This window comes from Amycolatopsis sp. CA-126428, assembly GCF_002904335.1.
Classification (GTDB): Bacteria; Actinomycetota; Actinomycetes; order Mycobacteriales; family Pseudonocardiaceae; genus Amycolatopsis.
In genome coordinates, this window is record NZ_PPHF01000136.1 from 161,161 (window position 1) to 187,378 (window position 26,218).

Genomic DNA, 26,218 nt, shown 5'->3' on the forward strand with positions numbered 1-26,218 from the left:
CTTACCGCTCACGACAAGCCGCGGCAGACCGCCCGCCGGAGGTCCCTCACAACATCTTGACGGCATCACCGATGGCCTGGTCCAAAATCGACAGACCCAGCGCGATCTCCTCTTCGGACGCCGTCAGCGGCGGCGCGATCCGGAACACCCCGCCCATCCCCGGCAGCTGCACGATGTTCATGTGCAGCCCCAGCTCGAGGCAGCGTTGCGTGACGCGCGCCCCCAGCTCGTCCGAGCTCTGCTTGGTTTCCCGGTCCACCACCAGTTCCAGGCCCGCCAGCAGGCCGCGGCCACGGGTGTCGCCGACCACCTCGTGGCGGCCCGCGATCTCCTCCAGGCCCTGGCGCAGCGACGCGCCCAGCGAGAGCGCCCGCGCGTCGAGGCGGTCGCGGGTCAGCACGTCCAGCACCGTGTTGCCGACCGCCGCCGGGAGCGGGTCCGATACGTGCGTCGTGAAGAACAAGAACCCGCGGTCGTGGGCCTCCTGCTCGATGGCGGCGCTCGTCAGCACCGCGGCCAGCGGCAGGCCGGCGCCGAGCGTCTTCGACAGCGTCAGGATGTCGGGGACGATGCCGTCGCGCTCGAACGCGTACCAGTTGCCCGTGCGGCACAACCCCGTCTGGGCTTCGTCGAGGATCAGCAGCATCCCGCGCTCACGGCACTTCCCGGCCAGCGCGGCGAAGTAGCCCGGCGGCGGCTCGATGATGCCGCCCGAACTCAAGATCGGCTCCACCAGGCACGCGGCCAGGCTGCCGACCGACTGCGCGTCGATCATCTCGAACGCGAAGTCCAGCTGACGACGCCAATCCAGCGAACCGGAGGCGTCGGTGAAGTCCGGCCGGTACGCGTTGGGCGCCGGGATGGCGAACTGGCCCGGCGCGGCCGGACCGTAGCCGCGGCGGCCCGCGCTGTAGGTCGCGCTCGCCGCGCCCTGGGTCATCCCGTGCCACGACCGCGCGAACGAGACGATCTCGTGCTTGCCCGTGACCAGCTTGGCCATCCGGAGCGCGGCCTCGTTCGACTCGGCGCCCGTGGTCAGCAGCAGGGCCTTCTCCAGCGGCGCCGGCAGCGTCTCGGCGAGCCGCCGGGCCAGGTCGACGACCGGGCGGCTCAGCATGCCGCTGAACAGGTGGTCGAGCTTCCCGGCCTGCCGCCGGACGGTCTCGACGATCTCCGGGTGCGCGTGCCCCAGGATCGCGCTCATCTGACCGGACGTGAAGTCGAGGATCCGGCGGCCGTCTTCGGTGAAGACGAAACTGCCTTCGGCGTGGTCGATGATCTCGTGGGTGAAGGCGCCGCCGTAACGGACGAGGTGCCGATCGACGTCGGACCAGAAGGATTCAGCCATGGATCGACGGTAAGTCCGCGACGAGCGACACGTCCATCTCACAATTCCGGCTTTCTTGTTCGGTTTTGCCGAACAAGAATGGCGGGATGCTGAACCCGTGGCGCCTGCGGCTGCTGAGCCGCCTCGACACCCTGGGCACGGTCCGCGCGGTGGCGCAGGACGCCAACCTGAGCGCGTCCAGCGTGTCGCAGCAGCTCGCCGTGCTCGAAGCCGAAACCCGCACCCAGCTGCTGGAACGCACCGGCCGCCGGGTCCGGCTCACGCCGGCCGGGCTGATGCTGGCCCGGCGGGCGCGGGTCATCCTCGACCACATGGACACGGTCGAGGCGGAGCTGCGCAGCCTCGGCGAGGAGCCGGCCGGCCTGGTGCGGCTCGGGGCGTTCCAGAGCGCGATCCACACCCTGGCCGTCCCGGCGGTGACCCGGCTGGCGCACCCGCACCTCGAGGTCCAGCTGCTGGAGCTGGAACCGCACGAAAGCATCCCGGCCCTGCGCGGCGGCGACGCCGACGTCATCATCACCACGACCGACTTCGTCGAGCTCCCGCTGGGCCCCGACCTCGACATCGTCCCGCTGGCGACGGACCCGATCGTGCTGGTGACGCCGCCGGAGGCACCTCGCGGCCCGGCGGTCCTGTCGGCCTACGCGGACGCGGCCTGGGCGCTGGACATGCCGCAGTCGTACATGGCGAACCTGACCCTGCGGCTGTGCCGCGAATCGGGCTTCGAGCCGCGGGTGGTGTGCCGGTTCAGCAACTACCTGATGACGCTGCAGCACGTCGAGGCCGGCTTGTCGATCGCGCTGCTGCCCGGGCTGGCCGTCGACCCCCGCTACCGCGTGGCGACCCGCGAGCTGGCCACCCCGGTGACCCGCTCGATCGTGGCGGCGGTCCGCCGGGGGACGCCGTTGCGCGCGGGCGTGAACGTGGTGCTGGACGCGCTGCGGCAGCCGCCGGACCTGCCGGCGTGGGTCACACTTCGGTCTTCTCCCTGACCGGCAGTTCCGGGTTCGCGCCCCACGCCAGTTCGGTGACCACCCGCACCGCGGCCGGAACCGCGGCCCCGACCGCCGGGGACAGCCCGATCCCGCCGTCGACGCACGCCGGTTCGCAGCCCAGGACCAGGACCCGGCCCGCGTCGCCGCCCAGGAGGCGGAGGAGGCGGACGACCGCGTCGCCGGGCAGGTCGTGCGCGTCGGGCGCCTCCGTCAGGGACAGCGTGCCCGGTGGCCCGCCGTGCGGGGTCGCGTCGAGCAGGATCGTCGTGTCGTAGCCGCCGGTCAGGTCGTACGCCAGGTGGACCGTGGCGATGTCGTAGTCGGCGATCTGCACCCACGGGGGCAGGCCCGCCCGGTCCAGTTCCCGGAGCACTTCGACACCGAAGCCGTCGTCGTGCAGGAAGACGTTGCCGATACTCGCGACCAGGACACGTGGCCTCATTGCGCGACCTCCAGGGGTGCGCTCTCAGGCTAGAGCTGTGAAATGGATCACACAATAGCTAGTGCTGGTGCTCCCGCTCGTCCTGCACGGTCTCCGCGCGGGCCAGCCACAGTTCGGCCTCGTGGGCGGCACCGCGCGCCCGCAGCATGCGCGCCAGGCTCAGCATGCCCTGGACGTCGCCCGTCTCGGCGGCCCGGCGGAACCACTGCTCGGCCGTCGCCAGGTCGTCGCGGTGCTCGGCGAGGTGGCCGAGGTTGGTGAGCGCCGGGATGCTGCCGTGCTCGGCGGCCTTGCGGTACCAAGCGGCCGCCTCCCCCTCGTCGCCGCGGTTGCGGGCCAGCACGCCGAGGTTGGTCATCGCCGCCGGGTCGCCGCGCTCGGCGGCGTCGAGGTACCAGGTCTCGGCTTCTTCGATGTCGCCGCGGCGGTGCAGCAGCAGCCCGAGCCGGGTGATCGCCTCGACGTGGCCGCCGCCCGCGCCCTGGCGATACCACGATTCGGCGTCGCCCGGCCGGCCGAGCCGTTCGGCCTGCCGGCCGAGCTGGCAGGTCGCCGCGAGGTCGCCGGCCTGCACGGCGGACCGCCACCAGCGGGCCGCCTCGGCGGCCTGGCCGCGGTCGCGCAGCACGACGCCCAGGTCGATCATCGCGCCGGTGAAGCCCGCTTCGGCGGCCTGACGCAGCCAGGACTCGGCCTCTTCGCCCTTCCCGTCTTCACGCAGCAGACGTCCGAGCGCGGCCATCGACGGCAGGTCGCCGGTCCGGGCCGCCTCGCCGTACCAGTGCCGGGCGTCGTCGCGCTTGCCGCGCCGCTCGCAGGACTTGGCGAGGTGCTGCATCCCGTGCGGCTCGCCGGCCAGGGCGGCCTCGTGGTACCAGCGTTCGGCCTCCTCCTGCGCGCCGCGTTCGGCGAGGAGGTGGGCCAGCGCCGTCATCGAAACGCGGTCGCCGCCCATGGCGGCCTTGCGGTACCACGACTCGGCCTCGGACAGCTCTCCGCTCTCGCGCATCGCCGCGCCCATCCGGGCCATGGCGACGACGTTGCCGCCTTCCGCGGCTTTGCGCTGGAAGAACTCGTCGAACTTCTTGAGCCGGCCGGGCATCGGCTGCTCCCTCCGGATGGGTCCTGCTCCGGTAGTCGCAGAAGATCGGCTCCGTGTGACAGCTCCGCCGTGGGTGGGCGAGGTCACATTCGCGCCAGGTCATCGTGTCGGCGCGGTTGTCCCGCGTCGGCAGAGGTGACACTACGCCGCGCGACCGCGCAGGTGAGAGGAGAAAATCGTGGCGGCCCGAAGCTTTCGGCTGAGCGTGACGCAGCGAACCCTGCTGGTAATCGCGGTTCTGGCCGTCGCGCTCTTCGGGTACTGGGCGACGAGGGGCGCGGGCGCGGCCCCGCCGACGTCGGGTGCGCCGGTGCCGGTGAGCGCGGCCGACGCGCAGAAGCAGCTCGACGAGCTCGCCATCGCCGCGCGGACGTCCATGGACGGCTATTCGCGCGAGAAGTTCCCCCACTGGGACAGCCAGGGGTCCGGCTGCGACACCCGCGAAGTCGTCCTCAAGCGCGACGGCAAGGACGTCCGGACCGACAAGGACTGCCGGCCGACGTCCGGGACCTGGACCAGCGTCTACGACGAGGAGACCTGGACGAAGGCGACCGACGTCGACATCGACCACATGGTCCCGCTCGGTCAGGCGTGGGCGAGCGGCGCGAAGTCGTGGACGACCGAGAAGCGCGAGCAGTTCGCCAACGACCTCACCCGGCCGCAGCTGTTCGCCGTCACCGACAACCTCAACCAGCAGAAGAGCGACAAGGCGCCCGACCAGTGGAAGCCGCCGCTGGTGGCGTTCTGGTGCACCTACGCGACCGACTGGATCGTCGTGAAGCACTACTACGGGCTCACCGTCACGCAGGCCGAGAAAACCGCCTTGACCGACATGTTGCGTCGCTGCTGAGCTGGGCGGGTGACGACTTTCGCGCTGATCCACGGAGGCGGCGGCAGCGGCTGGGACTTCCACCTGCTCGTGCCGGAGCTGGCCGCCCGCGGGCACGACGCGGTCGCCCCGGACCTGCCGATCACCGACTCCTCGGCCGGGCTGGCCGAGTTCACCGAGACGGTGCTGGACGCGCTGGGCGACCGCACGGACGTCGCCGTCGTCGGCCATTCGTACGGCGGGTTCACCGCGCCGCTGGTCGCGGCGAAGGTCCGGGCGCGGCTGCTCGTGTACCTGGCCGGGATGATCCCGGCGCCGGGGGAGCCGCCGGGTGAGTGGTGGGGCAACACGGGCTTCGCGTCGCCGAAGGGCCTGACCGAGACCGAGCAGTTCTTCAACGGCGTCCCGGCGGCGCTCGCCGAGGCGTGCCAGGCGCACGGGCGCGAGCAGGTCAGCAAGGAGTGGGACGAGCCGTGGCCGCTGCCGGCCCACCCGGACGTCCCGACCAAGGTGCTCCTCGCCCGCGACGACCGGTTCTTCGTCCCGGACTTCCAGCGGCGGGTCGCGCGGGAGCGCCTCGGGCTCGAGCCGGACGAGCTCGACGGCCCGCACTGCGTGCCGCTCAGCCACCCGGGCGCGCTGGCCGACCGGCTGGTGAGCTACCTCTGACTGGGCCGTTGGGCGGTTAAAGGTCTAGACCTATTGACTGTGTGGTCCAGGCCACTTACGGTCTTGACCAGCGGCGAACCCGCTCGCGTCACCTCCACCCGGTCCCCACCACGGAGGTTTCCTCGTCATGCGTTTCGCGCACGTCCTCGCGCTGACGGCCATCGCCGCCGGCAGTCTCCTCGCCGCCCCCGCGGCCTCGGCCGCGACGCTGCCCGCGTGCCAGCACTTCTACACCGGCCCGATCCCCGACCGCCCGGTCACCGGCGGGCACGGCCCCGGCACCCTCGTCGGCGCCGTGGACGTCGGCAGCCGCCTGCCCGCGCCCGGCTCGGTCAGCGGGGGACTGGGCACCGACGGCAAGGTCGCCTTCACCTTCGCCCGGGTCCCCGGCGCGAAGGCCTACCGGGCTTTCCGCAACGGTCAAGCCCTGCAGTGGATCAGCGACTGGGGGCAGCCGACGCTCACCGTCACCGACGCTAGCCCGTGCCAGAACGCGAACTACCAGCTCTACGCGATGACGGCGGAGGACAACTCCCCGGCTCGCTCGGGCAGATCTCGACCGCCTACCGCCTCGACGGCACGAACCGGCTCGCGGCCTACCGCATCCCGGCGGGCACCACGCTGAACTACCGCGTGACGGCGTACAACGACGTCGCCCAGACCGCGCTCGGCTACCAGGCCGGGCCGGGCTTCTGCGCCGTCGACGCCCGGCTCGTCCCGTGGGGCACGCGGTTCTCCGTGCCGGGCTACGGCGAGTGCTATGCGGCCGACATCGGCAGCTGGATCAAGGACGACATCGTCGACGTCTGGCTGCCCGGCTCCCAGGCCGACGCCTGGGGCATCCAGCGGCTCACCCTCACCGTGCGGTAAGCCAGTCTGCCGCAGCTTGTCGTGAGTGGTAATGAGGGTTCTAACCCTACTAAACACTCACGACAGCTGCGGCAGACCTGGTCACCAGCGGTCGAGGTGCAGGACCTCCTCGAGGGGCTGCCGCGCGGCCGGCTTGAACGTGTCGCCCGTGTAGAACGCCGTCGGGATCAGGGCCGCCTGGTGGACGTTCTTCGGCAGGCCCAGCACCTCCGCCGCCTCCTGCTCGTACTTCAGGTGCAGCGTCGTCCACGCCGTGCCCAGCGTCACCGAGCGGGCCGCCAGCATGTAGCTCCACACCGCCGGCAGCAGCGACGCCCACAGCCCCGCCTGGTTCCCGGCCGGCAGCTCGGAGGACGGCGTCTCCAGGCAGGGGACCACCAGCACCGGGACGTCACCCATCCGGTCGGCCAGGTACGCGACGCTGTCGCCGACCCGCTGCTGGACCGGGGCCCGGCCCGGGTCGTCGGCGAACAGCTTGCCCGCGGCGTTCGGGGACGCCAGGTACTCCTCGCACGCCCGGCGGTAGATCTCGCCGAGCGCGGCCCGCTGGTCCGCGTCGGTGACGAGCAGCCACTGCCACCGCTGCGTGTTCGAACCGCTCGGTGCCTGGAGCGCGACCTGAACACAGTGCTTGACCAGGTCGAGCGGCACCGGGCGCTCGAGGTCGAGGCGCTTGCGGACGGTCCTCGTGGTGGTCAGGAGCTCTTCGGGCGTCATCATCGGCCCATCATGCCGGGCTCACCAGCGGTCGTGCACCAGCGGCCGGATGAGCTCGTCGTAGGTTTCGCGGACGGCGGCGGCCGCCTCGGCCGGCAGCTGCGGGAGCGCGGCCGCCGCGGTGTTCGCCGCCGCCTGCCCCGCGTTGCGGGCGCCCGGGATCACCGTGCTGACGCCCGGCTGGTCGATGATCCAGCGCAGCGCGAACTGGGCGAGCGTCTGACCGGACGGCACGAGCCCGCGCAGCCGCTCGACGGCCTCCAGCCCGACGTCGTACGGCACGCCCGAGAACGTCTCGCCGACGTCGAACGCGTCACCGTGGCGGTTGTAGTTGCGGTGGTCGTTCTCGGCGAACGTCGTCTGCGCGGTGTAGCGCCCGGACAGCAGGCCGGAGGCCAGCGGCACCCGCGCGATGATCCCGGCGCCCGCCTCCGCCGCCGCGGGCAGCACGCGCTCGAGCGGCTTGAGCCGCAGGCAGTTGAGGATGATCTGGACCGAGGCGACGTTCGGCCGCGCCAACGCGGTCAGGGCCTCTTCGCAGGTCTCGACGCTCACGCCGTACGCCTTGATGCGGCCTTCGCCGACCATCGTGTCCAGGGCGTCGTACACCGCGTCGGAGGAGTACACCGGCGTCGGCGGGCAGTGCAGCTGGACCAGGTCGAGCGTGTCGACGCCGAGGTTGCGGCGCGACCGGTCGTTCCACTCGCGGAAGTTCTCGGCGACGTAGTTCTCCGGCACCTGCTCGACCCGGCGGCCCATCTTGGTCGCCACGAAGACGTCCCCGCGTTCGGCGAGGAACCGGCCGACCAGCCGCTCGCTGCGGCCGTCGCCGTAGACGTCGGCGGTGTCGAAGAAGGTGACACCGTTGTCGGCCGCCGCGTGCAGCACGGCCAGCGCGTCGTTCTCGTCGACCTCGCCCCAGTCCGCCCCGAGCTGCCAGCAACCAAGCCCGACGACGGACACTTCGCGGCCCAGGCGGGCGATCTTCCGGTTCTCCATGTCGCGATCCAAGCACACGACCGGCGCCTATGATCGGCCGTCATGGCCATGATTTCGGGTCCGGAGGGGTTGGGGACCCGGATGCGGCACGTCCTCGAGATCCTCGACGGCGACGTCGCGCGCTTCCTCGCCGACCTCGGCCTCGACGACTACCGGCCGCGCTACTCGCCGGTGGTGCGGGCGCTGCTCGCACGGGGCCCGCTGGCCATCCGCGAACTCGCCGGAGAGATGCGCGTGACGCACTCGGCGGCCAGCCAGACCGTCGCGCAGATGCACCGGGCCGGGTTCGTGAGCCTCGAGCCGGGCGCCGACGCGCGGCAGCGGATCGTGTCGCTCACCGCGCGGACGCGCGAGCTGCTGCCGCTGATCGAGGCGGAGTGGACGGCGACGACCGAAGCGATGGAGGCCCTGGAAGGCGAGCTGCCGTACTCGCTGCGCGCCCTGCTGGACGCCATCGTCGAAGCCCTGGAGCGCAAGCCGTTCCGGCAGCGGATCGGCGAGACCGGCGCCGCGCGGGAACTGTGCTGAGCAAGAGCGTGCTGAGCAAGAGCGGTTGATCGAACGAGCGCCGGTCAGGTGTCCGGCAGCGGGAAGACCGCCCAGACGTACTTGCCGCCGGGGCAGCGTTCGAAGCCCCAGTCCAGCGACAGCGCCTGCACCAGGACGAGCCCGCGGCTGCGCGCCTCGGCCGGCGACGGCGCCCGCAGCTCGGGCAGCGTCCGGCCGGTGTCGTGCACCCGCAGCGTCAGCCGGTTCCCGGCGTGCTCGAGTTCGAGCCGCTGGGGCCGTTCGCCGTGCTCGAAGGCGTTGGTGACCAGCTCCGACGTGGCCAGCAGGATGTCCTCGAGCTGCCGTTCGCCCACGCCGAGCCGGAGCAGCGCCATCCGGACCTCGTGCCGGGCCAGCGCGGGCGCCGTCTCGTCGGCGGGGAGGAGCACCCTCAGGGGGGCGGCGGCCGTGGCTGCGCGCTGCGGCGTCCTCGACATCGTCATCCGGTCCCCCTCCCAGTGAGTTCGGTACCGCTCGCCCGGCAAGTACCCAAGCGGATCAGCGGCTAATCAGGTGCCGTCGGCCAACTCGGACTCGTCCAAGCCGGACCGCAGTTTCTTCAGCGTCGCGGCCAGCAGGCGCGACACCTGCATCTGGGACACCCCGACGCGGCGGGCGATGTCCGACTGGCTCATCCCCGAGCCGAACCGCAGCGCCACGATCTTGCGCTCCCGCTCCGGCAGGCTCTCCAGCATCGGGCGCAGCGCCTCGCGCAGCTCGGCTTGGCCCAGCTCGGCGTCCGGCGCCCCGAACCGCGTGTGCGCCGCGTTCTCCAGCAGGTGGTCCAGCGAGGCGCCGTAGCGGCCTTGGCCGGCGCGGAGCCCTTCGTAGACGTCCTCGACGGGCACCCCGACCCGCGCGGCGATCTCACTCGGCTTCGGGGCGCGCGAGAGCTGCACGGTGAGCTCTTCGCGCGCGGCGGAGATGTTGGCGTTCAGTTCCTTGAGCCGCCGCGGCACCCGCACCGACCAGCTGTTGTCCCGGAAGTGGTGACGCAGCTCGCCGGAGATGGTGGGCACCGCGAACGCCAGGAAGTCCGTTCCCTGCGCGGGGTCGAACCGGTCGACGGCGTGGATGAGCCCGACCGTGGCGATCTGGACCAGGTCCTCCATCGCCTCGTCGCGGTTGCGGAACTTCCGCGCCAGGTTCCGCGCCAGCTCCAGGTGCGCGCGCACGAGGGTGTCGCGGATGCGTTCGCGCTCCGGCGAGTCCGCGCCCACGGCGGCGAGTCGGGTGAACAGCGCGCCGACGTCGAGGTCGTCCCCGCTGCTCCCGGCGGGATCGCTCACGAGTCCGCCGCCTGGCTCTCCCGGACGAGGTCCACCCGCGACAGGTAGCGGCCGTTCTCCGGGGTGATGGTGCGCTCGGCCGTCGTCGCGAGGGCGGTCAGCAGCTGCCACGACAGGCCGGCGTCGTCCTCGTGGTCGGCGCTGTCGGCCAGCACCGACACGGAGACCTCGATGCGCGGTCCGTTCCAGGAGAAGACGCAGGTCAACCTGCCGTCCGAGCTGGCGGGGAGCAGCAGCGAGCAGGCTTCGTCCACGGCCATCCGGAGATCCTCGACGGCGTCGAGGTCGAAGTCCTGGCGCATCGCGATGTCGGCCACGATGGTCCGCAGCGTGGGCACGACGTGCGGTATCGCGGCTGTCCGCACCTCGATCACCTGCGCGCCTTCCGGGACGAGCGGGGCGTTGTCCTCCACGTTTGTTCCTTTCTCCGCACTCGCGCTGCCGGGGATCGGCGGTGTCTGCCACGCCCGGTCAGCGAGATGCCCGTGGTGTGAGCAAACCAAACCCGGGTTTGATCCGCTCCACCGGCGGGCATGTAGCGCTGGACACGGGAGATCCTGGGAAAGGCGGGGACGACATGGCTGACGTGAGCCGGCTGCCCAACGTGGTTGCCGAAGAGTGGGAATGGCAGCTGCACGGCTCGTGCCGGGGTGCGGACAGCAGTCTCTTCTTCCACACGGACAACGAGCGGGGTTCGGCGCGGGAGCGGCGGGAAGCGCGGGCCAAGGCCATCTGCCAGGCCTGCCCGGTGCTGGCCCAGTGCCGCAAGCACGCGATGACCGTACAGGAGCCCTACGGCATCTGGGGCGGCCTCGGCGAGATCGAGCGGCGGCAGCTCTTCCTGCGCCAGCGCAGGGCGGCGCGGAAGACGATGAGTGCGCACTGAGCAGAGCGCTGAGCAGGCAGGATTTGATCCTCGGTGAGCAGTACACGCGAAAGGGCGGCGGCCGTGGCGGGCGCGGTCGCTTCCTGGGTTAGGGTTGGCCCCGGAGTTGCCTTGACCGTGCCGGGCGAGAGCTTTGGAAAGGCACGGTGACACGGTTGCCGCTTGAGACAGCAGGCGCGTACCCGGCGCAGGAGCAGCGCCTGACGAGGAGAAACTGCATGCCCGCAGCCGACCAGAACGCCACCCCGCCCGGGTTCGGCATCACGCTGGACACCGACGCGACGGAACCCCGGGTGGTGGTCACCGGCGAGCTCGACCTGCTGACCAGTCCGCAGCTGCAGGAGGCCCTGGCGGGGCTGATCGCGGACAAGCGCGCGCAGCGGGTCGTGGCCGATCTGACCGGGGTGACCTTCTTCGATTCCTCCGCGCTGAACGTGGTGCTCCGCGCACAACGCCAGGCCGGCGAGCAGGACGTCGAACTCGCGGTCGTCCCCAGCCCCGCGGTGAGCCGCGTGATCGAGCTCACCGGCGTGGCCGAACACCTGAGCGTGTCGGAGGACCCCCAAGCCTGACCGCCCGCTACGGTTCCGCGGACCGATTTCGTTCGCGGACCTGGGGGGCGGCACGATGATGGGGCGGACGCATGCCCTGACCGGCTGGTGCGCGGGCTTGGCCCTGGCGCCCGCGGTGGGGGCGGGTTCGGTGCACCAGGCGGTCGTCTTCGCGGCGACCACGGCGGGCTTCGCCCTGCTGCCGGACCTCGACCACCCCGGAGCGAGCGCGTCCCGTCTCCTCGGCTGGCTGACCGGCGCGTTGTCGTGGCTGCTGCGCCGCGTCTCGGCCGGGTTCTACGCCCTGACGAAGGGCCCGCGGGATGAGAAGGTCTCCGGCAAGCACCGCCACCTGTCCCACACGGTCCTGTTCGCGGCCGGCCTGGGCTTACTGACTTCCTGGGGCACCACCGAAGGCGGCCCCTGGGCCGTGGTGGGCGTGGTCGTCTTCGGGCTGATGCTCGCCGAAGGCGCCCTGGGCGACTGGCTCCTCCCGGTGAGCGGCGCCGCGGTGGCGTGGTGGTTCTTCACGGCGCCACCCGATCGTGCGGGTGAACTGGCGTCCATTTCGGGCTGGCTCGGGATCGCGGTCGCGGCCGGGTGCCTGACCCACTGCCTGGGTGACGCGTTGACGGAAGCCGGGTGCCCGTTCCTCTTCCCGATCCCGATCGCCGGCGAGACGTGGTACGAGATCCGGCCGCCGCGGGTGCTGCGCTTCCGGACCGGCAAGAAGGTCGAGAAGCGGCTGATCTTCCCGGTGTTCGCGCTGCTCGGGGTGCTGCTGGTCCCGGGGGTGTGGGAGCACACGGTGAGCACCTTCGAGCGGCTGTTCATCCCGCCGTCGAGCCAGCAGGCGACCACGCCTTGATCCGTTCGGCGGCCGCGGCGGTGTCGGTGTAGTCGCGCGAGTGGGTGATCAGGCCGTCCCGGATGGTCAGGACCAGGACGTAGGAGGCGGCGAACGTCGTCCCGCGGACTTCCTGGTGCAGGTCGAACTCCGCCACGAGCACCGCGGGGTCGGCCGTCTCGTGGACCACGACGTTGTCGGCCTTGGTGATCCGCCGTGACCCGGCGGCCGCGTGGAACCGGCGGCGCAGTTCTTCGCGCCCCTTCGTCACCCGTGGCATGCCCGGCAGTGTGAACGGCATTTCGAGGGTGACGTCCTCGGCGTAGAGGTCGGCGAGGTCGTCCCAGCGGTTCTCCACCGAGGCGGCGAGGAACCGGTCGAACACCGAACGCGTGAACTTCGAAGCCGCCGAAGTATTGGGGTAGTCGCGGTACGAGGTGATCTCACCGTCCACGACGGTGATGAGCCCCACCGACGACGGGAACTCGCCCGCCGGACCGGAGACCACCAGCTCCACCACGAAGCCCGAGTCCGCCAGGGTCGTCGTGACCTGCGCCTTCGTCAGCCCGACCGCCCGTGCCCGGGCACCTCCGGCCATCAGCGTCGCCACCACCGCGTCGCGGCCTTCGATTCGGTGCCCCAGGAACGGCATCTCGTACACCGCGTCCGCGGCGAAGAGGCCGGCGAACGGCGTGGCGTCCAAGGTGGACAGCCCCGAGCGGACCAAGGCGGCGATTTCGGACACGGTGCGCGACATCGGAATTCTCCTGGAAGACTGGACGTTGAATCGGAACGGTGAGCCCGCTTAGGACGATACGGAGTAGTCGCTCCGGTTGTCAACGAGGAGACGTGATGGAGAAGATGCGCGCCGACGCACGGCGTAACCGCGCCAAGGTGCTGGCCGCCGCCGAAGAGGCCTTTGCGCTCGACGGCCTCGCCGTGCCGCTCGACGACATCGCGCGGCTCGCCGGGGTCGGGGCCGGCACCGTCTACCGGCACTTCCCCAGCAAGGAAGCCCTGTTCCAGGCCGTCGTCCTCGAACGGATCCAGCAGTTCGCCGAGGAAGCCCGCGCGCTCGCCACCGCCGAGGACCCCGGCGGCGTCTTCGTCGACTACTTCGTCCGCGTCATCAAGCAGGCGTCGCTCAACCGGGCCATCTGCGACGCCCTCGCCGAGTCCGGCGGGCACGCCTTCAAGGCCGGCGCGGGCGACGAGTTCCGCGCCGCGCTGGCCGACCTGCTCGCCCGCGCGCAGGCCGCCGGCGCCGTCCGCCCCGACATCGACGGCGACGACCTGCGGGCGCTCATCGTCGGCTGCCTCGCCGTCGAGCGGTACGCGCCGGGAAGCGCCCACCTCGTTCGCGTGGTCATCGACGGTCTGCGGGCGTCAGATCGCGCAGCTTCCGCAGCGGCGACCACACCATGATCGCCGCCGAGGCCGGCACGCCGGCGTCCCCGAGCCACCGGGCGGTGAGGGCGCCGGTCAGCGACGCCGTGCCGAGCACCCCGATCACCCACGGCGAGAGCCCGACGTCTCGCGCGAGGAACACGACCACGATCGCCAGGTGGGCCGACTGGAAGAAGCTCGACACGGCGCCGTGCGCGCTGATCGCCAGCAGGACGCGGTCGCCGCGGACCAGCCGCAGCCCCTCGCCGATCTCGCGCAGCAACCGCCGTTCCCGCGGTTCGGGCCGCGTGTCCGGCGTCTCGATCCGGCGCGGCCAGACGGCCGACCACAGGTAGCTGACGGCGTCGGCCGCCGGCGCCGCCGCGGTGCCGAGCGCTTGGACCAGCAGCCCGGCGAGGCCGGGACCGGCGACCGCCGCCGGCGACCGGTTCGATCGGCTGTCGTCCGGCCTCGGCGGCTGCGAGCACCGGGTGATGGCGGATCCGGTCTCCTCCACGTGTCCTGCGGGCCGCCCGCTGTGGCCTCGGGAACAAGCTCTCGAAGATCGTCGCGCCGAGCTCGCACATGCCCGTGATCGACGCAGGAAGTTCGATCTTGTCCGCTCTATGTGCACATCGGGTAACACGACGTAAGATCAACGCGAGTTAGTCCTCGTACCTGCGCTGCGCGTGGCGAGGGGGTGCCGGATGACCAGCCGACCTACCTGGGGCTCCGCCGCGGTCACCGGCCTCGCGGGCTTCGCCACCGGATTGCTGGTGGCCGCCACGCTCGTCGCCGGGCGGCCCGCTCCGCGCACGGCTGAGACGCCCGATCCGCCGCCGACCCGGACCGTGTCCGCGGTGCCCGTCACCGTCACCGAGTCCGCGCCGCCCACCACCGTCACCTCGGTCGAGACGCCGCCGGCGACGACCACCACCAGCGTCGTCGAGGTCACCGTGCCGCCGGCGACCTCGGCCACCTCCGTCACGCCGACCTCGACTTCGTCCCCGTTGCCGCTGACGTCCATCTGGCGCGACTGACGGTGCAACCCGGCGGCCGCCGGTGCCGTCTGGTCGGCATGCGTTACGTACTGGGGTTCGCGATGCTCGCCGCCGCGGCGGCCGGTTGTACCGGGCCGGAGGTCGCCTGCACGGAGATCGGTGTCCCCGTCGGCATCAGCCTGTCGATCCCGTCGCCGAACGGCATTTCGCGGGCGACGCTCGAAGCCTGCTGGCGCGGTCAGTGCGTCACGTCCGAGGTCGGCCTCCACCCCGAGACGTCGGCCGGGGCGACGACCTGCACGGGCACCGGCCCGGACGGCTCGTGCGGCACGTCGATGATCCCGACCGGCGGCCTCCACGGCTTCGCGATCATTCCCGGCCTGCCCGCCGAGCCGGTGCGGGTCACCGTCCGGTTCGACGACGGGAAACCGCACACCATCGAGGTGACGCCGTCCTTCGCCGAGCCGAACGGCCCGGCCTGCGGGAAGGCCGGGCCGCAGGCGCAGCTCGTGGCCGGTGCCGACCACGAGCTGCGGGTGCGTTAGCCGACGTCCCGGCGCTTCCAGCCGGCCAGACCGGCGACCAAGGCGACGACGGTCACCGCCAACAGCCAGGCGAGCGGTGTCGCGGTGAACGCCTGGCCGGGGATCTTCGGCGGGTGCTGGAACGGCGAGACGTCCAGCACCGCCTGCGGCAGGTCGAGGACCGGGCCGAACAGGCTCAGCAGCAGCGCCAGCGCACCGACGGCCCAGGCCGCGGCCGAAAAGCCCGGCAGCAGCCCGAAGATCGCCACTGCGAGCGCGACCACCACCCAGGCTGCGGGCAGCTGGACCAGCATCCCGGTGAGGGTGTCCGCGAGCGAGCCGCCGACGTCGCCGGTGCGCAGCCCGTTGGCCAGGCCCATGAACACCCCGCCGGACAGCAGCAGCGCCGCCGTGCCGAAGAAGGCGAACACCAGGTGGCTGCCCGCCCAGCGCAACCGGCCGACGCTGGTGGCCAGCACTGGCTCGAGCCGGATCGCGGTCTCCTCGCCGCGCATCCGCAGCACCGCCTGGACGCCGTACAGCGACGCGACCATGGCGAACATCCCGGCCATCGCGGCCAGGAACGCCTGCGTCAGCGCGTGGCTGCCGCCCAGCCGCGCCATGATCTGCTGCGCCTGCGGGCTCGAGCCGACCAGGCCGCCGATGCCGCTGGCGATCGAGCCGAACACCGCGCCGACCACGGCCGTGCCGATCGTCCAGCCGAGCAGCGGGCCCCGGTGCAGCCGCCAGGCGAGCGCGAACGGCGACCGCAGGCTCGCCGCGGCGCGAGCCGGCCCCGGACGCGGCGGGAGGAACCCGACGCCGACGTCGCGGCGGGGCAGCAGCCAGTACCCGATCCCGCCGACGACGAGCGCGAACACCACCGGCAGCAGGAGCACCCACCAGCGCTCCCCGGCGAACGCCCGGACCTGCTGCACCCAGCCGATCGGCGACAGCCAGGACAGCCAGCGAGCGTCCACAGTGGAGTCTCCGGCGCCGCGCAGCAGGAACGCGGCGCCGACCACGGCGGTCCCGATGCCGTTGGCGGTCCGGGAGTACTCGGCCAGCTGGACGGCGACCGCCGCGACCGCGGTGAACACCAGTCCCACCAGCGCTTCCGAAGCGCCGAAGGCCAGCGAACCGGCGGCGGGCAGGCCGGCGCCGATCATCGTGCCCGCCTGGATCAGCCCGGTCAGCACGCTCGCACCGCCGGCCACCAGCAGCGCCGCTGTCAGCGCCGCGTACCGGCCGACCACCGCGGACGCGAGCAGCTCCGCGCGGCCCGTGTCCTCCTCGGCGCGGGTGTGCCGGGTGACCGTGAAGACCACCATCAACCCGGTGAGCAGCGCCAGGAAACCGCACATGCGCCAGGCGATGAACCCGCCGGCCGTGGTGAGGTCGAACGGCGGGCCGTAGAGCAGCGCGTAGGACGGGTTGGCGTTCGCGCCCGCCTGCAGGGAGAGCCGGTCGGCGGCGGTCGGGTAGAACTGCGTGAACGTCTTGACCGTGCTCGCCGGGACGATGCTGAGCAGCACGATCCAGATCGGCAGGATGACGCGGTCGCGGCGCAGCGCGAGCCGGGTGAGGTGGCCGGTGCCGGCCATTTCGTGGGTGGGCGCCCCGGCTTCGGTGCGGGAGAGCGTCGCGGTCATTTCGCGCTCGCTTCGGTCGTGTAGTGGCGCAGGAACAGCTCCTCCAGCGTGGGCGGCTGGCTGACCAGGCTGCGCACGCCGACCTCGGTGAGCTGCCGCAGCGCTTCGTCGAGGGAGCGCGTCTCGACGTCGAAGCGGACGCGGTTGCCGTCGACCTTGAGGTCGTGGATGTTGGCCAGCCGCGTGAGTCCGTTCGGCGGCCCCGCGAGCTCGGCGGTGATCGACGTCCGGGTCAGGTGCCGCAGCTCGGCCAGCGTGCCGGACTCGACCGTGCGGCCATTGCGGATGATGCTGACCTTGTCGCACAGCGCCTCGACCTCGGCGAGGATGTGGCTGGAGAGCAGCACGGTCCGGCCCTGCTCGCGCTCCTCCTGGATGGCGTACTGGAACGTCGCTTCCATCAGCGGGTCGAGGCCGGACGTCGGTTCGTCGAGGATCAGCAGGTCCACGCGGGAGGCGAGGGCGGCGACGATGGCGACCTTCTGCCGGTTGCCCTTCGAGTACGTCCGCCCCTTCTTCTTCGGGTCGAGGTCGAAGCGCTCGATGAGCTCGGCCCGGCGCTTCTCGTCCAGGCCGCCGCGCAGGCGTCCGAGCAGGTCGATCACCTCGCCGCCGGAGAGGTTGGGCCAGAGGTTGACGTCGCCGGGCACGTAGGCCAGGCGGCGGTGCAGGCTCGCGGCGTCCTTCCAGGGGTCGCCGCCGAGCAGCCGGACGTCCCCCGCGTCGGCGTGGAGCAGGCCGAGCAGGACCCGGACGGTGGTCGACTTCCCGGCGCCGTTCGGGCCGAGGAAGCCGTGCACCTCCCCAGCGGGTACCTGCAGGTCAAGGCCGTCGAGGGCCTTGGTCCGGCCGAACGACTTGTGCAGGCCGGTGACCGAAATGGCGTTTTCCATGGTTCGGAAGCTACACTTGCTTCACGAAGTTGTGAAGTTAAGAAAATGTCTAGATCGAGTGATCACGGGGGACGGGTGCGGGAGGATGGGCCGATGACGACGCCTGACACGAAGCGAGATGAAGACGCCGTCCGCCGGTACGTCGAGAGCCTCGGGCTCGTGCTTTCGCAGATCGGGATGCCGCGCATGTCCGCGCGGGTGTTCGCCGCGCTGATGACGACCGACGAGGGCCGCCTGACCGCGGCTGACCTGGCCGCGCAGCTGTCGGTCAGCCCGGCCGCCGTCTCCGGTGCGGTGCGCTACCTCGAGCAGCTCGGCTTGGTCACCAAGGAGCGCGAGCCCGGCGAGCGCCGCGACCACTACCGCCTCTACGACGACCTCTGGTACGCCACGTTCATGAAGCGCGACCGCATGATCATCATGTGGCGTGACGCGGCCGAGAACGGCATCGAAGCCCTCGGCGAGGACTCGCCGGCCGGCAAGCGGCTCGCCGAGATGCGGGACTTCCTGTCCTTCATGCTGGGAGAGCTCAACAACATGTACGAGCGCTGGCACCAGCTCCGCGAAGAGAAGAACGCCTAGAGGCCGGCGAGCAGGACGTCCGCGAGCTGCTCAGCCTGGTCGGCCGGCTCGGTCTCTTCGAAGGTGGCCAGGAAAGCCTGCTGGAAGCACGCGCCGAGGAGCAGGGCCGCGGCCGCCTCGACGTCGGTCCCCGCCTTGATCCGGCCCAGGGCCTGCTCGGCGCGCAGGTAGTCGGCGACACCCCGTACGGGCAGGTGCGGACCGTGCCCGCGCAGCCGCTCCCGATGGGAGCGCAGCAGTTCCCGTGACGAGAACATCGAGACGGCGATCGGGAAGCTGTCGACGTAGAACGCCAGGCCGAGCCGGGCCAGGCGGACGAGGTTGTCCCGCAGCGGCGCCTGGCCGGGGTCCGCGGTCAGTCCGGCCAAGGTGGCGCCCAGTGCGGGCAGTTCTTCGGCCAGCACGCTGCGGAACAGGTCGGTCTTGTCGCGGAAGTGCTTGTAGAGCATCGCTTCCGAGTAACCCGCGGTCTGCGCGATGACCTTGGTCGTGGCGTGGGCGTAGCCCTGCTCGCGCATCACCTTCGCGGCCGCGGCGACGATCTCTTCGCGGCTTCCCATGGCTGCTCCCTGAGTGCGTTCTCAGCGCGGTTAGTGAACACTCACCCTACCTGGTGAGTGTTCACTAACCGAGGAGGAGGCAGCATGAAGATCACCGTTCTGGGGGCGACCGGCGGCGTCGGCGGGGAGGTCGTCAAGCAGGCCCTGGACCGCGGCTGGGACGTCACGGCCGTGGTCCGCGACCCGGCCAAGCTGCAGCTGCCCGCCCGGGTCGTGGTCGCCGGGTTCCCGGACCACGACAAGCTGGCGGCCGCCGTCGAAGGCCGGGACGCGGTGATTTCGGCGGTCGGTTCCCGCGACCGCGGGCCGACCACGGTCTGCGTGGACGGCGCCCGCGCGGCGATCGGGGCCGGGGCGAAGCGCCTGCTGGTCGTCAGCGCCAGCGGCATGCACACCGAGGGAGACGGCTTCTTCACTCGCTCGCTGGTGAAGCCGCTGCTCAACCGGCTGTTGAAACACGGCTGGGCGGACATGCTCGCGATGGAAGCCGTGGTCGAAGCGACCGATCTGGACTGGACGATCGTCCGGCCGCCGATGCTGCTGAACGGGCCGCGCACGGGCAACGTCGCGAGCCGGCTCGACGGCAACGTCCGCACGTTCACCATCCGGCGCGCCGACGTCGCCGCGTACCTGCTCGACGCCGTGGCGGACCCCACCCTGATCAGGCAGAAGGTTTCCATCGCCCACGGATAACGTCGAGCCATGGTGCTCCTCGCTCAGGCTCTGTACGTCAAGCGCAAGACCCCGCGGCTGCCGGGCGCGGCCGGTCCGACCGAAGGACTCGTCCCGGGCCACGGCGAGCCCTTCCGGCTGGCCGTGCTCGGGGAATCCACGGTGGACGGGGTCGGCGCGGCTCACCACGAGGAAGCGCTCACCGGCTGCCTCGCCCGCGAGCTGGCCCGCGACGGCCGGGCGGTGCGCTGGCAGGCCGTCGGCCGGACCGGCGCCAACGCCCGGGTGGTCCGCGCCGAACTCCTCCCGCTGGTCCGCCCGGCAGATCTGGTCGTGATCGCCCTCGGCGTCAACGACACCATCGAGCTCCGGACCGCCGCGGGCTACCGCCGTGACCTCCTGCGCCTGGTCCTCGACCTGCGCCGGCGGCTCGGCCCGGTCGACGTCCTGCTGGCCGGGGTGCCGCCGATGGCCCGCTTCCCGGCCCTGCCGCGCCCGCTGCGTGACGTCCTTTCGGCCCGCTCAGCCGCTCTCGACCACGCGGCCGCGACACTCGAGAGGATCCCCGGCGTCCGGCACCTCCCGATGGATCCCGCCCTGCTCGACCCGGCCGCCTTCGCGAGCGACCGGTTCCACCCGGGGCCCGCCGGCTACGCCCGCTGGGCCGGGACGCTGGCACACGCCGTGATCAGTTAGCCGCTCTGCGTCGATTCTCAAAAAAATTCGCCGGTTCCGGTATCTGGCGGTGCCCCCACTGCGTCCTGTGGAGCAGCCAAGCACGGAGGAACACGACAGGGGGTGTCGCGTTCGGAGTGAACGCGGTGGCCGGGAGCCGAGGGGGCTGCCGGACACCGTCGGCCGGGTGCCCTTCGGGGGAGGGGACATCCGGCGGGGCCCGTTGGGGAGCGGGCCCTTGAGGGAGGGGAGTGCCGGTCGGTGCGTGCCACGCGTGCCGGCCGGTACCTCCCGCAACCGTCATTGACCGGTAGTGCACGACCGACGAAGTAAGTGACCTTGATGCATCCGAGATCCACCTGCACGCTCCTTCCCCCCGAAGGACCCGCGATACTGCCAATGCCGACTCGAAGACTCTTCCGAAGAGGGGCAGATACGGTGACCGACGTGCAAACCACAGAGGTAGACCCGCCTTGGGAGGGCCTGACCGGCGCCGAGCTGCACGCCGCGTGCATGCAGGCCGCCAGGGACGGTGACCGCCGGGCGATGGCCCGCCTCGTCGAAGAGCTGACCCCACTCGTCTGGCACGTCGCCCGGGCCAACGGGCTCGACCGCGCGGTCGCCGAAGACGTCGTCCAGACCGTCTGGCTGGCGCTGTTCAGCCAGCTCGGCAAGCTCCGCGACCCCAAGGCCCTCGCCGCCTGGCTGATCACCACCGCCCGCCGCGAGGCCACCCACCCGTTCGGCCGTCGCATGCAGCCGGTGCCGCTGAGCGACGAGGTGGCCGAGGCCATGCCGAGCACCCAACCGGCACCCGAGGACGAAGCCGTCCGCGCCGACCGCGACCGCCGGGTCTGGCGCGCCTTCGTCCGGCTGCCCCACCGCTGTCAGGAACTGCTCCGGCTGACCGTGCTCGCGGGTCGGGCGGAGTACCAGCTCGTCGCCGAGGCGCTGCGCATGCCGCGCGGCAGTGTCGGCCCGACCCGGGGTCGCTGCCTCGACCAGATGCGCGATCTCCTCGCCAGTGAAGGGGGAAGCCGATGAACGACCTCGGGGCGCCGGGGGGCCAAGCCTCCTTCGGTGACGACGTACTGCTGGCCGACATCGGCCGTTTTCTCGACGAACTGGACCCGCCACCGGGGGACCTGGTGCAGCGGGTCCAATTCGCGCTCGCCCTCGAGGACCTCGACGTCGAGGTCGCCCGCTGGGAGCGGCTGGACAACCTCGCCGGGGTCCGCGGTGGCGGCACCGGCACGATCACGTTCACGGTCAGCGACCTGACGGTGATGATCAACCTGACCAAGATGGGCAAGCTGCACCGCATCGACGGCTGGCTGGTCCCGGCCGGCCAGTACGGCGTCGAGGTCCGGGTCGCCGAGCACGGCACGTCGTCCACGACGGCCGACGAAGGCGGCCGGTTCGTGCTGGACAACGTGCCGTGCGGGACGACGCAGATCCTCGTGCACCTCGGTGACGTGTCGTGCCGCCGGACCGTCGTGACGCCGACGGTCGTGCTTTAACCCAGGAAGTCGGCGAGGGGGACGGGTGTGAGCCCGTCCTTCTTGGCCCGCTCCACGAACGCCGTGTAGTCCTCTTTGAAGGTCTTCCGGAAGTGCATCAGCACGATGTCACCCGGCTTGAGCTTGTCGCCGGACTGGAACTGGACGACGCCGTCGTTGACCGCGGCCGTCCACAGCACCGAGGCGCGCATCCCACAGGCGGCCGCCGCGCGCAGGGTGTTCTGGTCGAAGTTGCCGAACGGCGGCCGGAACAGCGACGGGCGCACGCCGAGGTCGCGCTGGAAGTCGTCGGCGTCGTCGCAGATCTCCTTGCGCTGGAACTCGTACGGCTTGCCCTTGAGGTTCGGGTGGTCGACCGTGTGGTCGCCGAGCGTGGCGCCGGTGGCGTCGAGGATCTGCTTGAAGTAGGCCTCGTGGCCCTTCACGTACTTCTGGTTCAGGAACAGCACCGGGTGGGTCCCGTTCCGCTGCATCAGCTTCAGCGCGTCGGGGTCCTGCACCGCGCCGTCGTCCATGGTGAGGAAGACGTACGGCTTGTCGGTGGTGATCCGGCGGATCAGCGGCACCTGGCCGTTTTCGACCGGGGGCGCCTTCTGCTGGACCGTGCCGAACGGGTAGGGGCCGGACGTCTTCACATCGGGGCCGACGCCCTGGGGTGCCGGGTTCGGCTGGCTCGTGCCGGACTCCGGCTGATCCGGCTCGTGGCCCGAACACCCGGTCAAGGCCAGTGCCGCCGCGGCGACCACGGCTGTCAAGCGCTTCCGCACGCCTTCCCCCTTTCGTGTACTACCCGAAAGAGTGACGCGGGAGGGCGGGGAAACGTTGCGCCGGGCGATCTTGTGTGGCCCGAGCCACCCAGCTCAGCGCCCGGTTTCGGCCGCCTTGACCAGCTTGGCCGAGAACAGCCGGATCACCATCCGGAGCGTGGCCGCCAGCGCGGGCCCGGTGCCCTTGACCGGCTCGGTGAACGAGCCGGTCCACCGCAGGTGCGTGCCGCCGCCGTCGGTCGGCGTGAACAGCACTTCGGCGCGGTAGTCCTTGATCGGGTTGCCGCCGGCGAAGGTGTAAACGTGCTTGCGGCCGGGCTCGTATTCGAGGGTCTCCTCGCGGATCAGCACCGGCCACAGCCCGACCTCGCGGACGGCGCCGACGCCGTCGGGTTCGGTGGCGCCGCGCCGCGCCCAGCGGGCCTGGACGATCAGTGGCCTTCCCCACTCCGCCCAGCGCGGCCCGTCCGCTTCGAGCGCGAACAGCGCCTCCGGCGGCGCGGTGCTCGTGCGGTTGACCTCGTACGAGTACTTGCGACCCACCGGAACCTCCCACGTTGTTGACAGACTGATAATTAATCGTCTCCGGGAGCGTAGGTCAAGATGAGGGGGTGAGCACGCCGCGCCCCGACCTCGCCGCGCCGCACTGGCTCGTCCAGCTCCTGCGCAGCACGCCGGTGCCGGTGCCGTGGAACATGGTCACCCGGGCCGTGGTCGCGCTGGCCGTGCCGCTCGCGATCGCGTACGCGGCGGGCGACATCGCCGTCGGCGCGCTCATCTCGACCGGGGCCCTGCCCGCCGTGCTGTCCGAATCGGCCGGGCCCTACCGCTACCGCGCCCGGCGGCTCGGCGGCGCGACGCTCGCCGCGACCGCGGGCTACCTCGCCGGGCTGCTCACCGGCGGCACCCCGGCGCTGTCCGTGCCCACGGTGATCCTGGTCGCCGCAGTGTCCGCGGTGATCAGCGCGGCCGGGAGCAACGCCTCGGTCGCCGGGCTGCAGATGCTCGTGTTCTGCGTGATCGCCACCGGGCAGCACGCGACCGGCGTCCGCGTCGAGGTCCTCTTCGGCTGCTTCTGCCTCGGCGCCGCCTGGAGCCTCCTGGTCGCGCTCGTCACCTGGACGGTCCGGGCGACCAGCCCCGAACGCACCGCCGTCGCGCACGTCTACGTCGAGCTGGCCGCGATGCTGTCGGCGACCGACGAAGCCGTCTCGCGGGTCGCCCGCCACCGGCTGACCACGGCGATGAACACCGCCTACGACCAGCTGCTCACCGCGCGCTCCTGGCTGTCCGGCCGCGACGCCGCTTACCGCCACCTGCTCAACCTGCTTTCGGCGACGACACCCGCCGTCGAAGCGTCGGTGGCGATGGTCAACGCGGGTCGCCGCCCGGCCGCGGAGGTCGTCGACCACTTCGTCGCGCTTTCCGCGGCGGTGCTGGCCGGCCAGCCGCTGCCGCCCCCGCCGCCGGTGCCGCCCGGCGACCCCGACCCGGTGCTCGCCGCGCTCTACGCCGGGCTGGTCCGGATCGGCAAGGGCGACGACCGCAAGCGCCGGCAGCCGACACCGTGGCACCGCCGCCTGCGGGAATGGGCGGGCTCGCTCGCGTCCGGCCCGCTGACCTGGATCGCCGCGCTGCGGCTGACGCTGTGCGTCGCGATCGCGGAGGTCGTCGGCCTGCTCGTGCCGCTGGAACGCTCGTACTGGATCACCCTGACCGTCGGCATCGTGCTCAAGCCCGACTTCGGCTCCGTCTTCGGCCGCGCGTTGCTGCGTGGCATCGGCACGGTCATCGGCGTCGGGATCGGTGCCGCCGTGCTCGGCCTCGGCGCGAACGGCTGGGTCCTGGTGGTGCTCAGCGCGGTCTTCGCCGGCGGCATCGCGGTGGGGAAGGTGCGCAACTACGGCATCCAGAGCGCCTTCGTGACGCCGTTGATCATCCTGCAGCTGGGCCTGGCCCACACCGGGAACTGGAGCGTGGTGCTGGCGCGGCTGGTCGACACCGTGCTCGGCTGCGTGATCGTGCTCGTCTTCGGCTACCTGCTGTGGCCCGGCAGCCGGCGCCCGCGGGTCGGCGGCCGGCTGGCCGACGGCCTGGACGCGGTCGCGAAGTACGTCTCCCACGCGCTGGTCGAAGCGTCGTCGGGGGAGGCGCGGCTGGCGCGGTCGCGGGCGCGGCGCGGAGCCTACCGGGCCCTGGCCGACCTGCGGACGGCCTTCCAGCAAGCCGTCGTCGAGCCGTCCGCGCACGGCCGCCAGGCGGTGGCGTGGTGGCCGGTGATCGCCGCGCAGGAGCGCGTCGCGGACGCCGTCACCGAAGTCGGCGTGACGATCGGGCGGGGCGTGTCACCGCCGGACCCGGCCGACATCGAGCTGCTGACGGCCGCACTGGGGGAACTCGCTTCGGCGGTCCGGGAGCAGCGGCCGCCGCGGTCGATGCCGCTGCCGGACGCCCCGCAGCTGTCCGGCGTGGTCGACCAGCTGGAGTCGGCGTTCGACGCCGTCCGCGGCCCCGACCTGGCCGAACGCCCACCCCTGGGGCTCGTCCGGCGGTTCCTGCCCTACCAACGGCGCACCTGAGCACTTGTGCGGTTCAATGCACCCATGGGAATCGACTTCGAAGCGTTGAAGGGCAAGGCCGAAGAGGCCCTGCGCGAGCACAATGACAAGATCGAGGAGGGCCTCGACAAGGCCGCCGACTTCGCGAAGTCGAAGTTCGCCGGCCACGACGGCCAGATCGACACCGGTGTCGAGAAGGCGAAGGACTTCCTCAACAAGTTCGACGACACGCCGGACAACCCGCCGGCGCGGTAGTCACTGAGGCTAATTCTGGTTAGGCCGCCGCGCCCCGCCCGCATACCGGCGGGGCATCGCAAAAGTCATGCGGCGGCCGACGGCTGAATTAGCCTCACTGGACTTCGCCGGTCGCGATCCCGTCCGCGAGGCCGGTGATCCGGCCGCCGCGTTCGCCCAGCGCGATCAGGCCTTGCCGCGCGTCCGGCGCGGCCAGGCTGATCCGGACCCCGGCCCGTTCGACGTCGAGGTTGGCCGCAAGCGCTTGCGCGCCTTCGTATCCCGCGTTGATCGTGGCCGCGAGGCCGCCGGTCGACGCGAGCGAGCCGCGGGCCGCGCCGAGCCGGCCGAGCGCTTCGTCGACGATCGGCAGCAGCGCGTCCCGGTTGCCTTCGGTCATCGCGCGGACGAGCTGCGGGTTCGAGCCGGCGACGCGCGTGCCGTCGCGGTAGGACCCGGCGGCCAGCGACATCGCCAGCGGGCCGCCCTCGGCGCCGATCGTGGCCAGGATCGCCGCCAGCAGGTGCGGCAGGTGCGAAATCCGGGCGACGGCTTCGTCGTGCGACTCCGCGGGCAGCGGGACGACGTGCGCCCCGATGTCCAGCACGAGCTTCGCCACCTCGGCCCAGGCTTCGAGGTCGGTGTCCTCCTCGACGGCGACCACCCACGGGGCGCCCTGGAACAGCGCGGCGTCCCCGGCCGGCCAGCCGGAGTTCGACGTCCCCGCCATCGGGTGCCCGCCGACGTACCGCGTGTACGGCACGCGACGGCGGACCGCGTCCAGCACCGGGGCTTTCACGCTGGTCACGTCGGTAAGCAGGCAGTGCGACGCGTGTTGGTTGACCAGGCGCAGCAGGTCTTCGACGGCCGGGAGCGGCACGGCGAGCACGACCATCGCGTCCTCGGCCGCGGCCCGGTGCAGGGCCGCCTCGACGTCGGTCGTGACGTCGTAGCCCGCTCTGCTCGCCGCGTCGGCGTCCACTTCGGATACCGCGGCACCCCACGCTGTGCGGCCGTTGGCGGCCGCCGCGCGCAGCAGCGACCCGCCGATCAGCCCGAGCCCGATCACGCATACGTCTCGCACGGGCCCATCCTGCCAGT

The 26,218-nt window shown here is 71.9% G+C and carries 35 protein-coding genes; 19 read left to right on the forward strand and 16 right to left on the reverse strand.

Annotated elements, in window-relative coordinates; all coding sequences use genetic code 11:
- Positions 1-46 precede the first annotated feature (46 nt).
- Positions 47-1,348 carry an aspartate aminotransferase family protein gene (locus tag C2L58_RS33725; RefSeq protein WP_103341698.1) on the reverse strand — a complete coding sequence of 434 codons (1,302 nt, stop codon included), beginning with the start codon at positions 1,346-1,348 and terminating at the stop codon, positions 47-49.
- Positions 1,349-1,434: 86 nt separating this feature from the next.
- Between C2L58_RS33725 and C2L58_RS33730 the strand changes: the two genes are divergently transcribed.
- On the forward strand, positions 1,435-2,340 hold the full coding sequence (locus C2L58_RS33730; RefSeq protein ID WP_103341699.1) for a LysR family transcriptional regulator: 906 nt from the start codon (positions 1,435-1,437) through the stop codon (positions 2,338-2,340).
- Here C2L58_RS33730 and C2L58_RS33735 read toward each other — a convergent pair.
- Together C2L58_RS33735 and C2L58_RS33740 are read right to left on the reverse strand one after the other, a co-directional pair.
- On the reverse strand, positions 2,318-2,785 hold the full coding sequence (locus C2L58_RS33735; RefSeq protein ID WP_103341700.1) for a hydrogenase maturation protease: 468 nt from the start codon (positions 2,783-2,785) through the stop codon (positions 2,318-2,320). The genes C2L58_RS33730 and C2L58_RS33735 overlap by 23 nt on opposite strands.
- Positions 2,786-2,843: 58 nt before the next feature.
- Positions 2,844-3,887 (reverse strand): tetratricopeptide repeat protein, encoded by a 1,044-nt coding sequence (locus tag C2L58_RS33740; protein ID WP_103341701.1) that lies wholly within the window; start codon positions 3,885-3,887, stop codon positions 2,844-2,846.
- A gap of 178 nt (positions 3,888-4,065) precedes the next feature.
- Here C2L58_RS33740 and C2L58_RS33745 point away from each other — a divergent pair, with 178 nt between their 5' ends.
- From C2L58_RS33745 to C2L58_RS50910, 4 genes are all read left to right on the forward strand, one after another.
- Positions 4,066-4,737 (forward strand): HNH endonuclease family protein, encoded by a 672-nt coding sequence (locus C2L58_RS33745; protein WP_103341702.1) that lies wholly within the window; start codon positions 4,066-4,068, stop codon positions 4,735-4,737.
- 9 nt (positions 4,738-4,746) lie between these two features.
- Positions 4,747-5,385 carry an alpha/beta fold hydrolase gene (locus C2L58_RS33750; protein WP_103341703.1) on the forward strand — a complete coding sequence of 213 codons (639 nt, stop codon included), beginning with the start codon at positions 4,747-4,749 and terminating at the stop codon, positions 5,383-5,385.
- 127 nt (positions 5,386-5,512) lie between these two features.
- Positions 5,513-6,010 (forward strand): hypothetical protein, encoded by a 498-nt coding sequence (locus C2L58_RS33755; RefSeq protein ID WP_233226078.1) that lies wholly within the window; start codon positions 5,513-5,515, stop codon positions 6,008-6,010.
- An 8-nt stretch (positions 6,011-6,018) separates the two neighbouring features.
- The gene (locus C2L58_RS50910) at positions 6,019-6,255 is read left to right on the forward strand and encodes a 3D domain-containing protein (RefSeq protein ID WP_233226079.1); all 237 of its coding nucleotides are present in this window, start codon (positions 6,019-6,021) and stop codon (positions 6,253-6,255) included.
- A gap of 81 nt (positions 6,256-6,336) precedes the next feature.
- Here C2L58_RS50910 and C2L58_RS33760 read toward each other — a convergent pair whose 3' ends face one another.
- Together C2L58_RS33760 and C2L58_RS33765 are read right to left on the reverse strand one after the other, a co-directional pair.
- Positions 6,337-6,975 (reverse strand): nitroreductase family protein, encoded by a 639-nt coding sequence (locus tag C2L58_RS33760; RefSeq protein WP_103341704.1) that lies wholly within the window; start codon positions 6,973-6,975, stop codon positions 6,337-6,339.
- An 18-nt stretch (positions 6,976-6,993) separates the two neighbouring features.
- Positions 6,994-7,971, reverse strand: a complete 978-nt coding sequence (locus C2L58_RS33765; protein WP_103341705.1) for an aldo/keto reductase — start codon at positions 7,969-7,971, stop codon at positions 6,994-6,996.
- Between the two features lie 48 nt (positions 7,972-8,019).
- On the opposite strand from C2L58_RS33765, the gene C2L58_RS33770 reads away from it, so the two are divergent.
- Positions 8,020-8,499, forward strand: coding sequence for a MarR family winged helix-turn-helix transcriptional regulator (locus C2L58_RS33770; RefSeq protein WP_233226093.1), 480 nt, complete (start codon positions 8,020-8,022; stop codon positions 8,497-8,499).
- A 44-nt stretch (positions 8,500-8,543) separates the two neighbouring features.
- Here the strand turns inward: C2L58_RS33770 and C2L58_RS33775 are convergent, their stop codons facing one another.
- The 3 genes from C2L58_RS33775 to C2L58_RS33785 all read right to left on the reverse strand — a co-directional run bounded on the left by C2L58_RS33775 (position 8,544) and on the right by C2L58_RS33785 (position 10,222).
- Positions 8,544-8,963, reverse strand: coding sequence for an ATP-binding protein (locus C2L58_RS33775; RefSeq protein WP_103341707.1), 420 nt, complete (start codon positions 8,961-8,963; stop codon positions 8,544-8,546).
- A 66-nt stretch (positions 8,964-9,029) separates the two neighbouring features.
- Positions 9,030-9,809 (reverse strand): SigB/SigF/SigG family RNA polymerase sigma factor, encoded by a 780-nt coding sequence (locus C2L58_RS33780; RefSeq protein ID WP_103341708.1) that lies wholly within the window; start codon positions 9,807-9,809, stop codon positions 9,030-9,032.
- A complete protein-coding gene (locus C2L58_RS33785) occupies positions 9,806-10,222 on the reverse strand; it encodes an anti-sigma factor (RefSeq protein WP_013222240.1) in 417 nt (138 codons plus the stop codon). Before C2L58_RS33785 ends, C2L58_RS33780 begins: the two co-directional genes overlap by 4 nt.
- Before the next feature lie 164 nt (positions 10,223-10,386).
- Here C2L58_RS33785 and C2L58_RS33790 point away from each other — a divergent pair, with 164 nt between their 5' ends.
- The 3 genes from C2L58_RS33790 (at position 10,387) to C2L58_RS33800 (ending at position 12,114) form a co-directional block, all read left to right on the forward strand.
- Entirely contained in the window at positions 10,387-10,695 is a 309-nt protein-coding gene (locus C2L58_RS33790; protein ID WP_103341709.1) for a WhiB family transcriptional regulator, read from the forward strand.
- A gap of 218 nt (positions 10,696-10,913) precedes the next feature.
- Positions 10,914-11,267, forward strand: coding sequence for an STAS domain-containing protein (locus C2L58_RS33795; RefSeq protein WP_003078104.1), 354 nt, complete (start codon positions 10,914-10,916; stop codon positions 11,265-11,267).
- A 58-nt stretch (positions 11,268-11,325) separates the two neighbouring features.
- Complete coding sequence (locus C2L58_RS33800; RefSeq protein WP_103341710.1) at positions 11,326-12,114, forward strand: metal-dependent hydrolase; 789 nt, start codon at positions 11,326-11,328, stop codon at positions 12,112-12,114.
- Here C2L58_RS33800 and C2L58_RS33805 read toward each other — a convergent pair.
- Positions 12,077-12,850 carry a nuclear transport factor 2 family protein gene (locus C2L58_RS33805; protein ID WP_103341711.1) on the reverse strand — a complete coding sequence of 258 codons (774 nt, stop codon included), beginning with the start codon at positions 12,848-12,850 and terminating at the stop codon, positions 12,077-12,079. The two genes, C2L58_RS33800 and C2L58_RS33805, sit on opposite strands and share 38 nt — an antisense overlap.
- A gap of 95 nt (positions 12,851-12,945) precedes the next feature.
- Between C2L58_RS33805 and C2L58_RS33810 the strand changes: the two genes are divergently transcribed.
- Complete coding sequence (locus tag C2L58_RS33810) at positions 12,946-13,518, forward strand: TetR/AcrR family transcriptional regulator (protein ID WP_103341712.1); 573 nt, start codon at positions 12,946-12,948, stop codon at positions 13,516-13,518.
- Here the strand turns inward: C2L58_RS33810 and C2L58_RS33815 are convergent.
- A complete protein-coding gene (locus tag C2L58_RS33815) occupies positions 13,460-13,996 on the reverse strand; it encodes an MFS transporter (RefSeq protein ID WP_233226080.1) in 537 nt (178 codons plus the stop codon). The genes C2L58_RS33810 and C2L58_RS33815 overlap by 59 nt on opposite strands.
- 190 nt (positions 13,997-14,186) lie before the next feature.
- Here C2L58_RS33815 and C2L58_RS49995 point away from each other — a divergent pair, with 190 nt between their 5' ends.
- Both C2L58_RS49995 and C2L58_RS33825 read left to right on the forward strand, forming a co-directional pair.
- Positions 14,187-14,519 (forward strand): hypothetical protein, encoded by a 333-nt coding sequence (locus C2L58_RS49995; protein WP_199191585.1) that lies wholly within the window; start codon positions 14,187-14,189, stop codon positions 14,517-14,519.
- A gap of 38 nt (positions 14,520-14,557) precedes the next feature.
- Positions 14,558-15,025, forward strand: a complete 468-nt coding sequence (locus C2L58_RS33825; RefSeq protein WP_199191586.1) for a hypothetical protein — start codon at positions 14,558-14,560, stop codon at positions 15,023-15,025.
- Here the strand turns inward: C2L58_RS33825 and C2L58_RS33830 are convergent.
- A complete protein-coding gene (locus C2L58_RS33830; protein WP_103341714.1) occupies positions 15,022-16,656 on the reverse strand; it encodes an ABC transporter permease in 1,635 nt (544 codons plus the stop codon). The genes C2L58_RS33825 and C2L58_RS33830 overlap by 4 nt on opposite strands.
- On the reverse strand, positions 16,653-17,549 hold the full coding sequence (locus C2L58_RS33835) for an ABC transporter ATP-binding protein (protein ID WP_103341715.1): 897 nt from the start codon (positions 17,547-17,549) through the stop codon (positions 16,653-16,655). The genes C2L58_RS33830 and C2L58_RS33835 overlap by 4 nt, the downstream gene beginning before the upstream one ends.
- A gap of 93 nt (positions 17,550-17,642) precedes the next feature.
- On the opposite strand from C2L58_RS33835, the gene C2L58_RS33840 reads away from it, so the two are divergent.
- Entirely contained in the window at positions 17,643-18,131 is a 489-nt protein-coding gene (locus C2L58_RS33840) for a GbsR/MarR family transcriptional regulator (RefSeq protein WP_103341716.1), read from the forward strand.
- On the opposite strand, the gene C2L58_RS33845 is transcribed toward C2L58_RS33840, so the two are convergent.
- Entirely contained in the window at positions 18,128-18,691 is a 564-nt protein-coding gene (locus C2L58_RS33845; protein WP_103341717.1) for a TetR/AcrR family transcriptional regulator, read from the reverse strand. The genes C2L58_RS33840 and C2L58_RS33845 overlap by 4 nt on opposite strands.
- A gap of 84 nt (positions 18,692-18,775) precedes the next feature.
- Here C2L58_RS33845 and C2L58_RS33850 point away from each other — a divergent pair, with 84 nt between their 5' ends.
- From C2L58_RS33850 to C2L58_RS33865, 4 genes are all read left to right on the forward strand, one after another.
- On the forward strand, positions 18,776-19,384 hold the full coding sequence (locus C2L58_RS33850; RefSeq protein WP_103341718.1) for an NAD(P)-dependent oxidoreductase: 609 nt from the start codon (positions 18,776-18,778) through the stop codon (positions 19,382-19,384).
- A 9-nt stretch (positions 19,385-19,393) separates the two neighbouring features.
- The gene (locus C2L58_RS33855) at positions 19,394-20,059 is read left to right on the forward strand and encodes an SGNH/GDSL hydrolase family protein (RefSeq protein ID WP_103341719.1); all 666 of its coding nucleotides are present in this window, start codon (positions 19,394-19,396) and stop codon (positions 20,057-20,059) included.
- 417 nt (positions 20,060-20,476) lie between these two features.
- Positions 20,477-21,082, forward strand: coding sequence for an RNA polymerase sigma factor (locus C2L58_RS33860; protein ID WP_103341720.1), 606 nt, complete (start codon positions 20,477-20,479; stop codon positions 21,080-21,082).
- Positions 21,079-21,558, forward strand: a complete 480-nt coding sequence (locus tag C2L58_RS33865; RefSeq protein WP_103341721.1) for a hypothetical protein — start codon at positions 21,079-21,081, stop codon at positions 21,556-21,558. Before C2L58_RS33860 ends, C2L58_RS33865 begins: the two co-directional genes overlap by 4 nt.
- Here the strand turns inward: C2L58_RS33865 and C2L58_RS33870 are convergent.
- Together C2L58_RS33870 and C2L58_RS33875 are read right to left on the reverse strand one after the other, a co-directional pair.
- Positions 21,555-22,304 (reverse strand): polysaccharide deacetylase family protein, encoded by a 750-nt coding sequence (locus C2L58_RS33870; protein ID WP_103341722.1) that lies wholly within the window; start codon positions 22,302-22,304, stop codon positions 21,555-21,557. The genes C2L58_RS33865 and C2L58_RS33870 overlap by 4 nt on opposite strands.
- A gap of 114 nt (positions 22,305-22,418) precedes the next feature.
- The gene (locus C2L58_RS33875) at positions 22,419-22,868 is read right to left on the reverse strand and encodes an SRPBCC family protein (protein ID WP_103341723.1); all 450 of its coding nucleotides are present in this window, start codon (positions 22,866-22,868) and stop codon (positions 22,419-22,421) included.
- A gap of 68 nt (positions 22,869-22,936) precedes the next feature.
- On the opposite strand from C2L58_RS33875, the gene C2L58_RS33880 reads away from it, so the two are divergent.
- Entirely contained in the window at positions 22,937-24,904 is a 1,968-nt protein-coding gene (locus tag C2L58_RS33880) for an FUSC family protein (RefSeq protein WP_103341724.1), read from the forward strand.
- Positions 24,905-24,928: 24 nt separating this feature from the next.
- Positions 24,929-25,138, forward strand: a complete 210-nt coding sequence (locus tag C2L58_RS33885; protein ID WP_103341725.1) for an antitoxin — start codon at positions 24,929-24,931, stop codon at positions 25,136-25,138.
- Positions 25,139-25,232: 94 nt separating this feature from the next.
- Here the strand turns inward: C2L58_RS33885 and C2L58_RS33890 are convergent, their stop codons facing one another.
- The gene (locus tag C2L58_RS33890; RefSeq protein WP_255410614.1) at positions 25,233-26,201 is read right to left on the reverse strand and encodes a prephenate dehydrogenase; all 969 of its coding nucleotides are present in this window, start codon (positions 26,199-26,201) and stop codon (positions 25,233-25,235) included.
- Between the last annotated feature and the right edge of the window lie 17 nt (positions 26,202-26,218).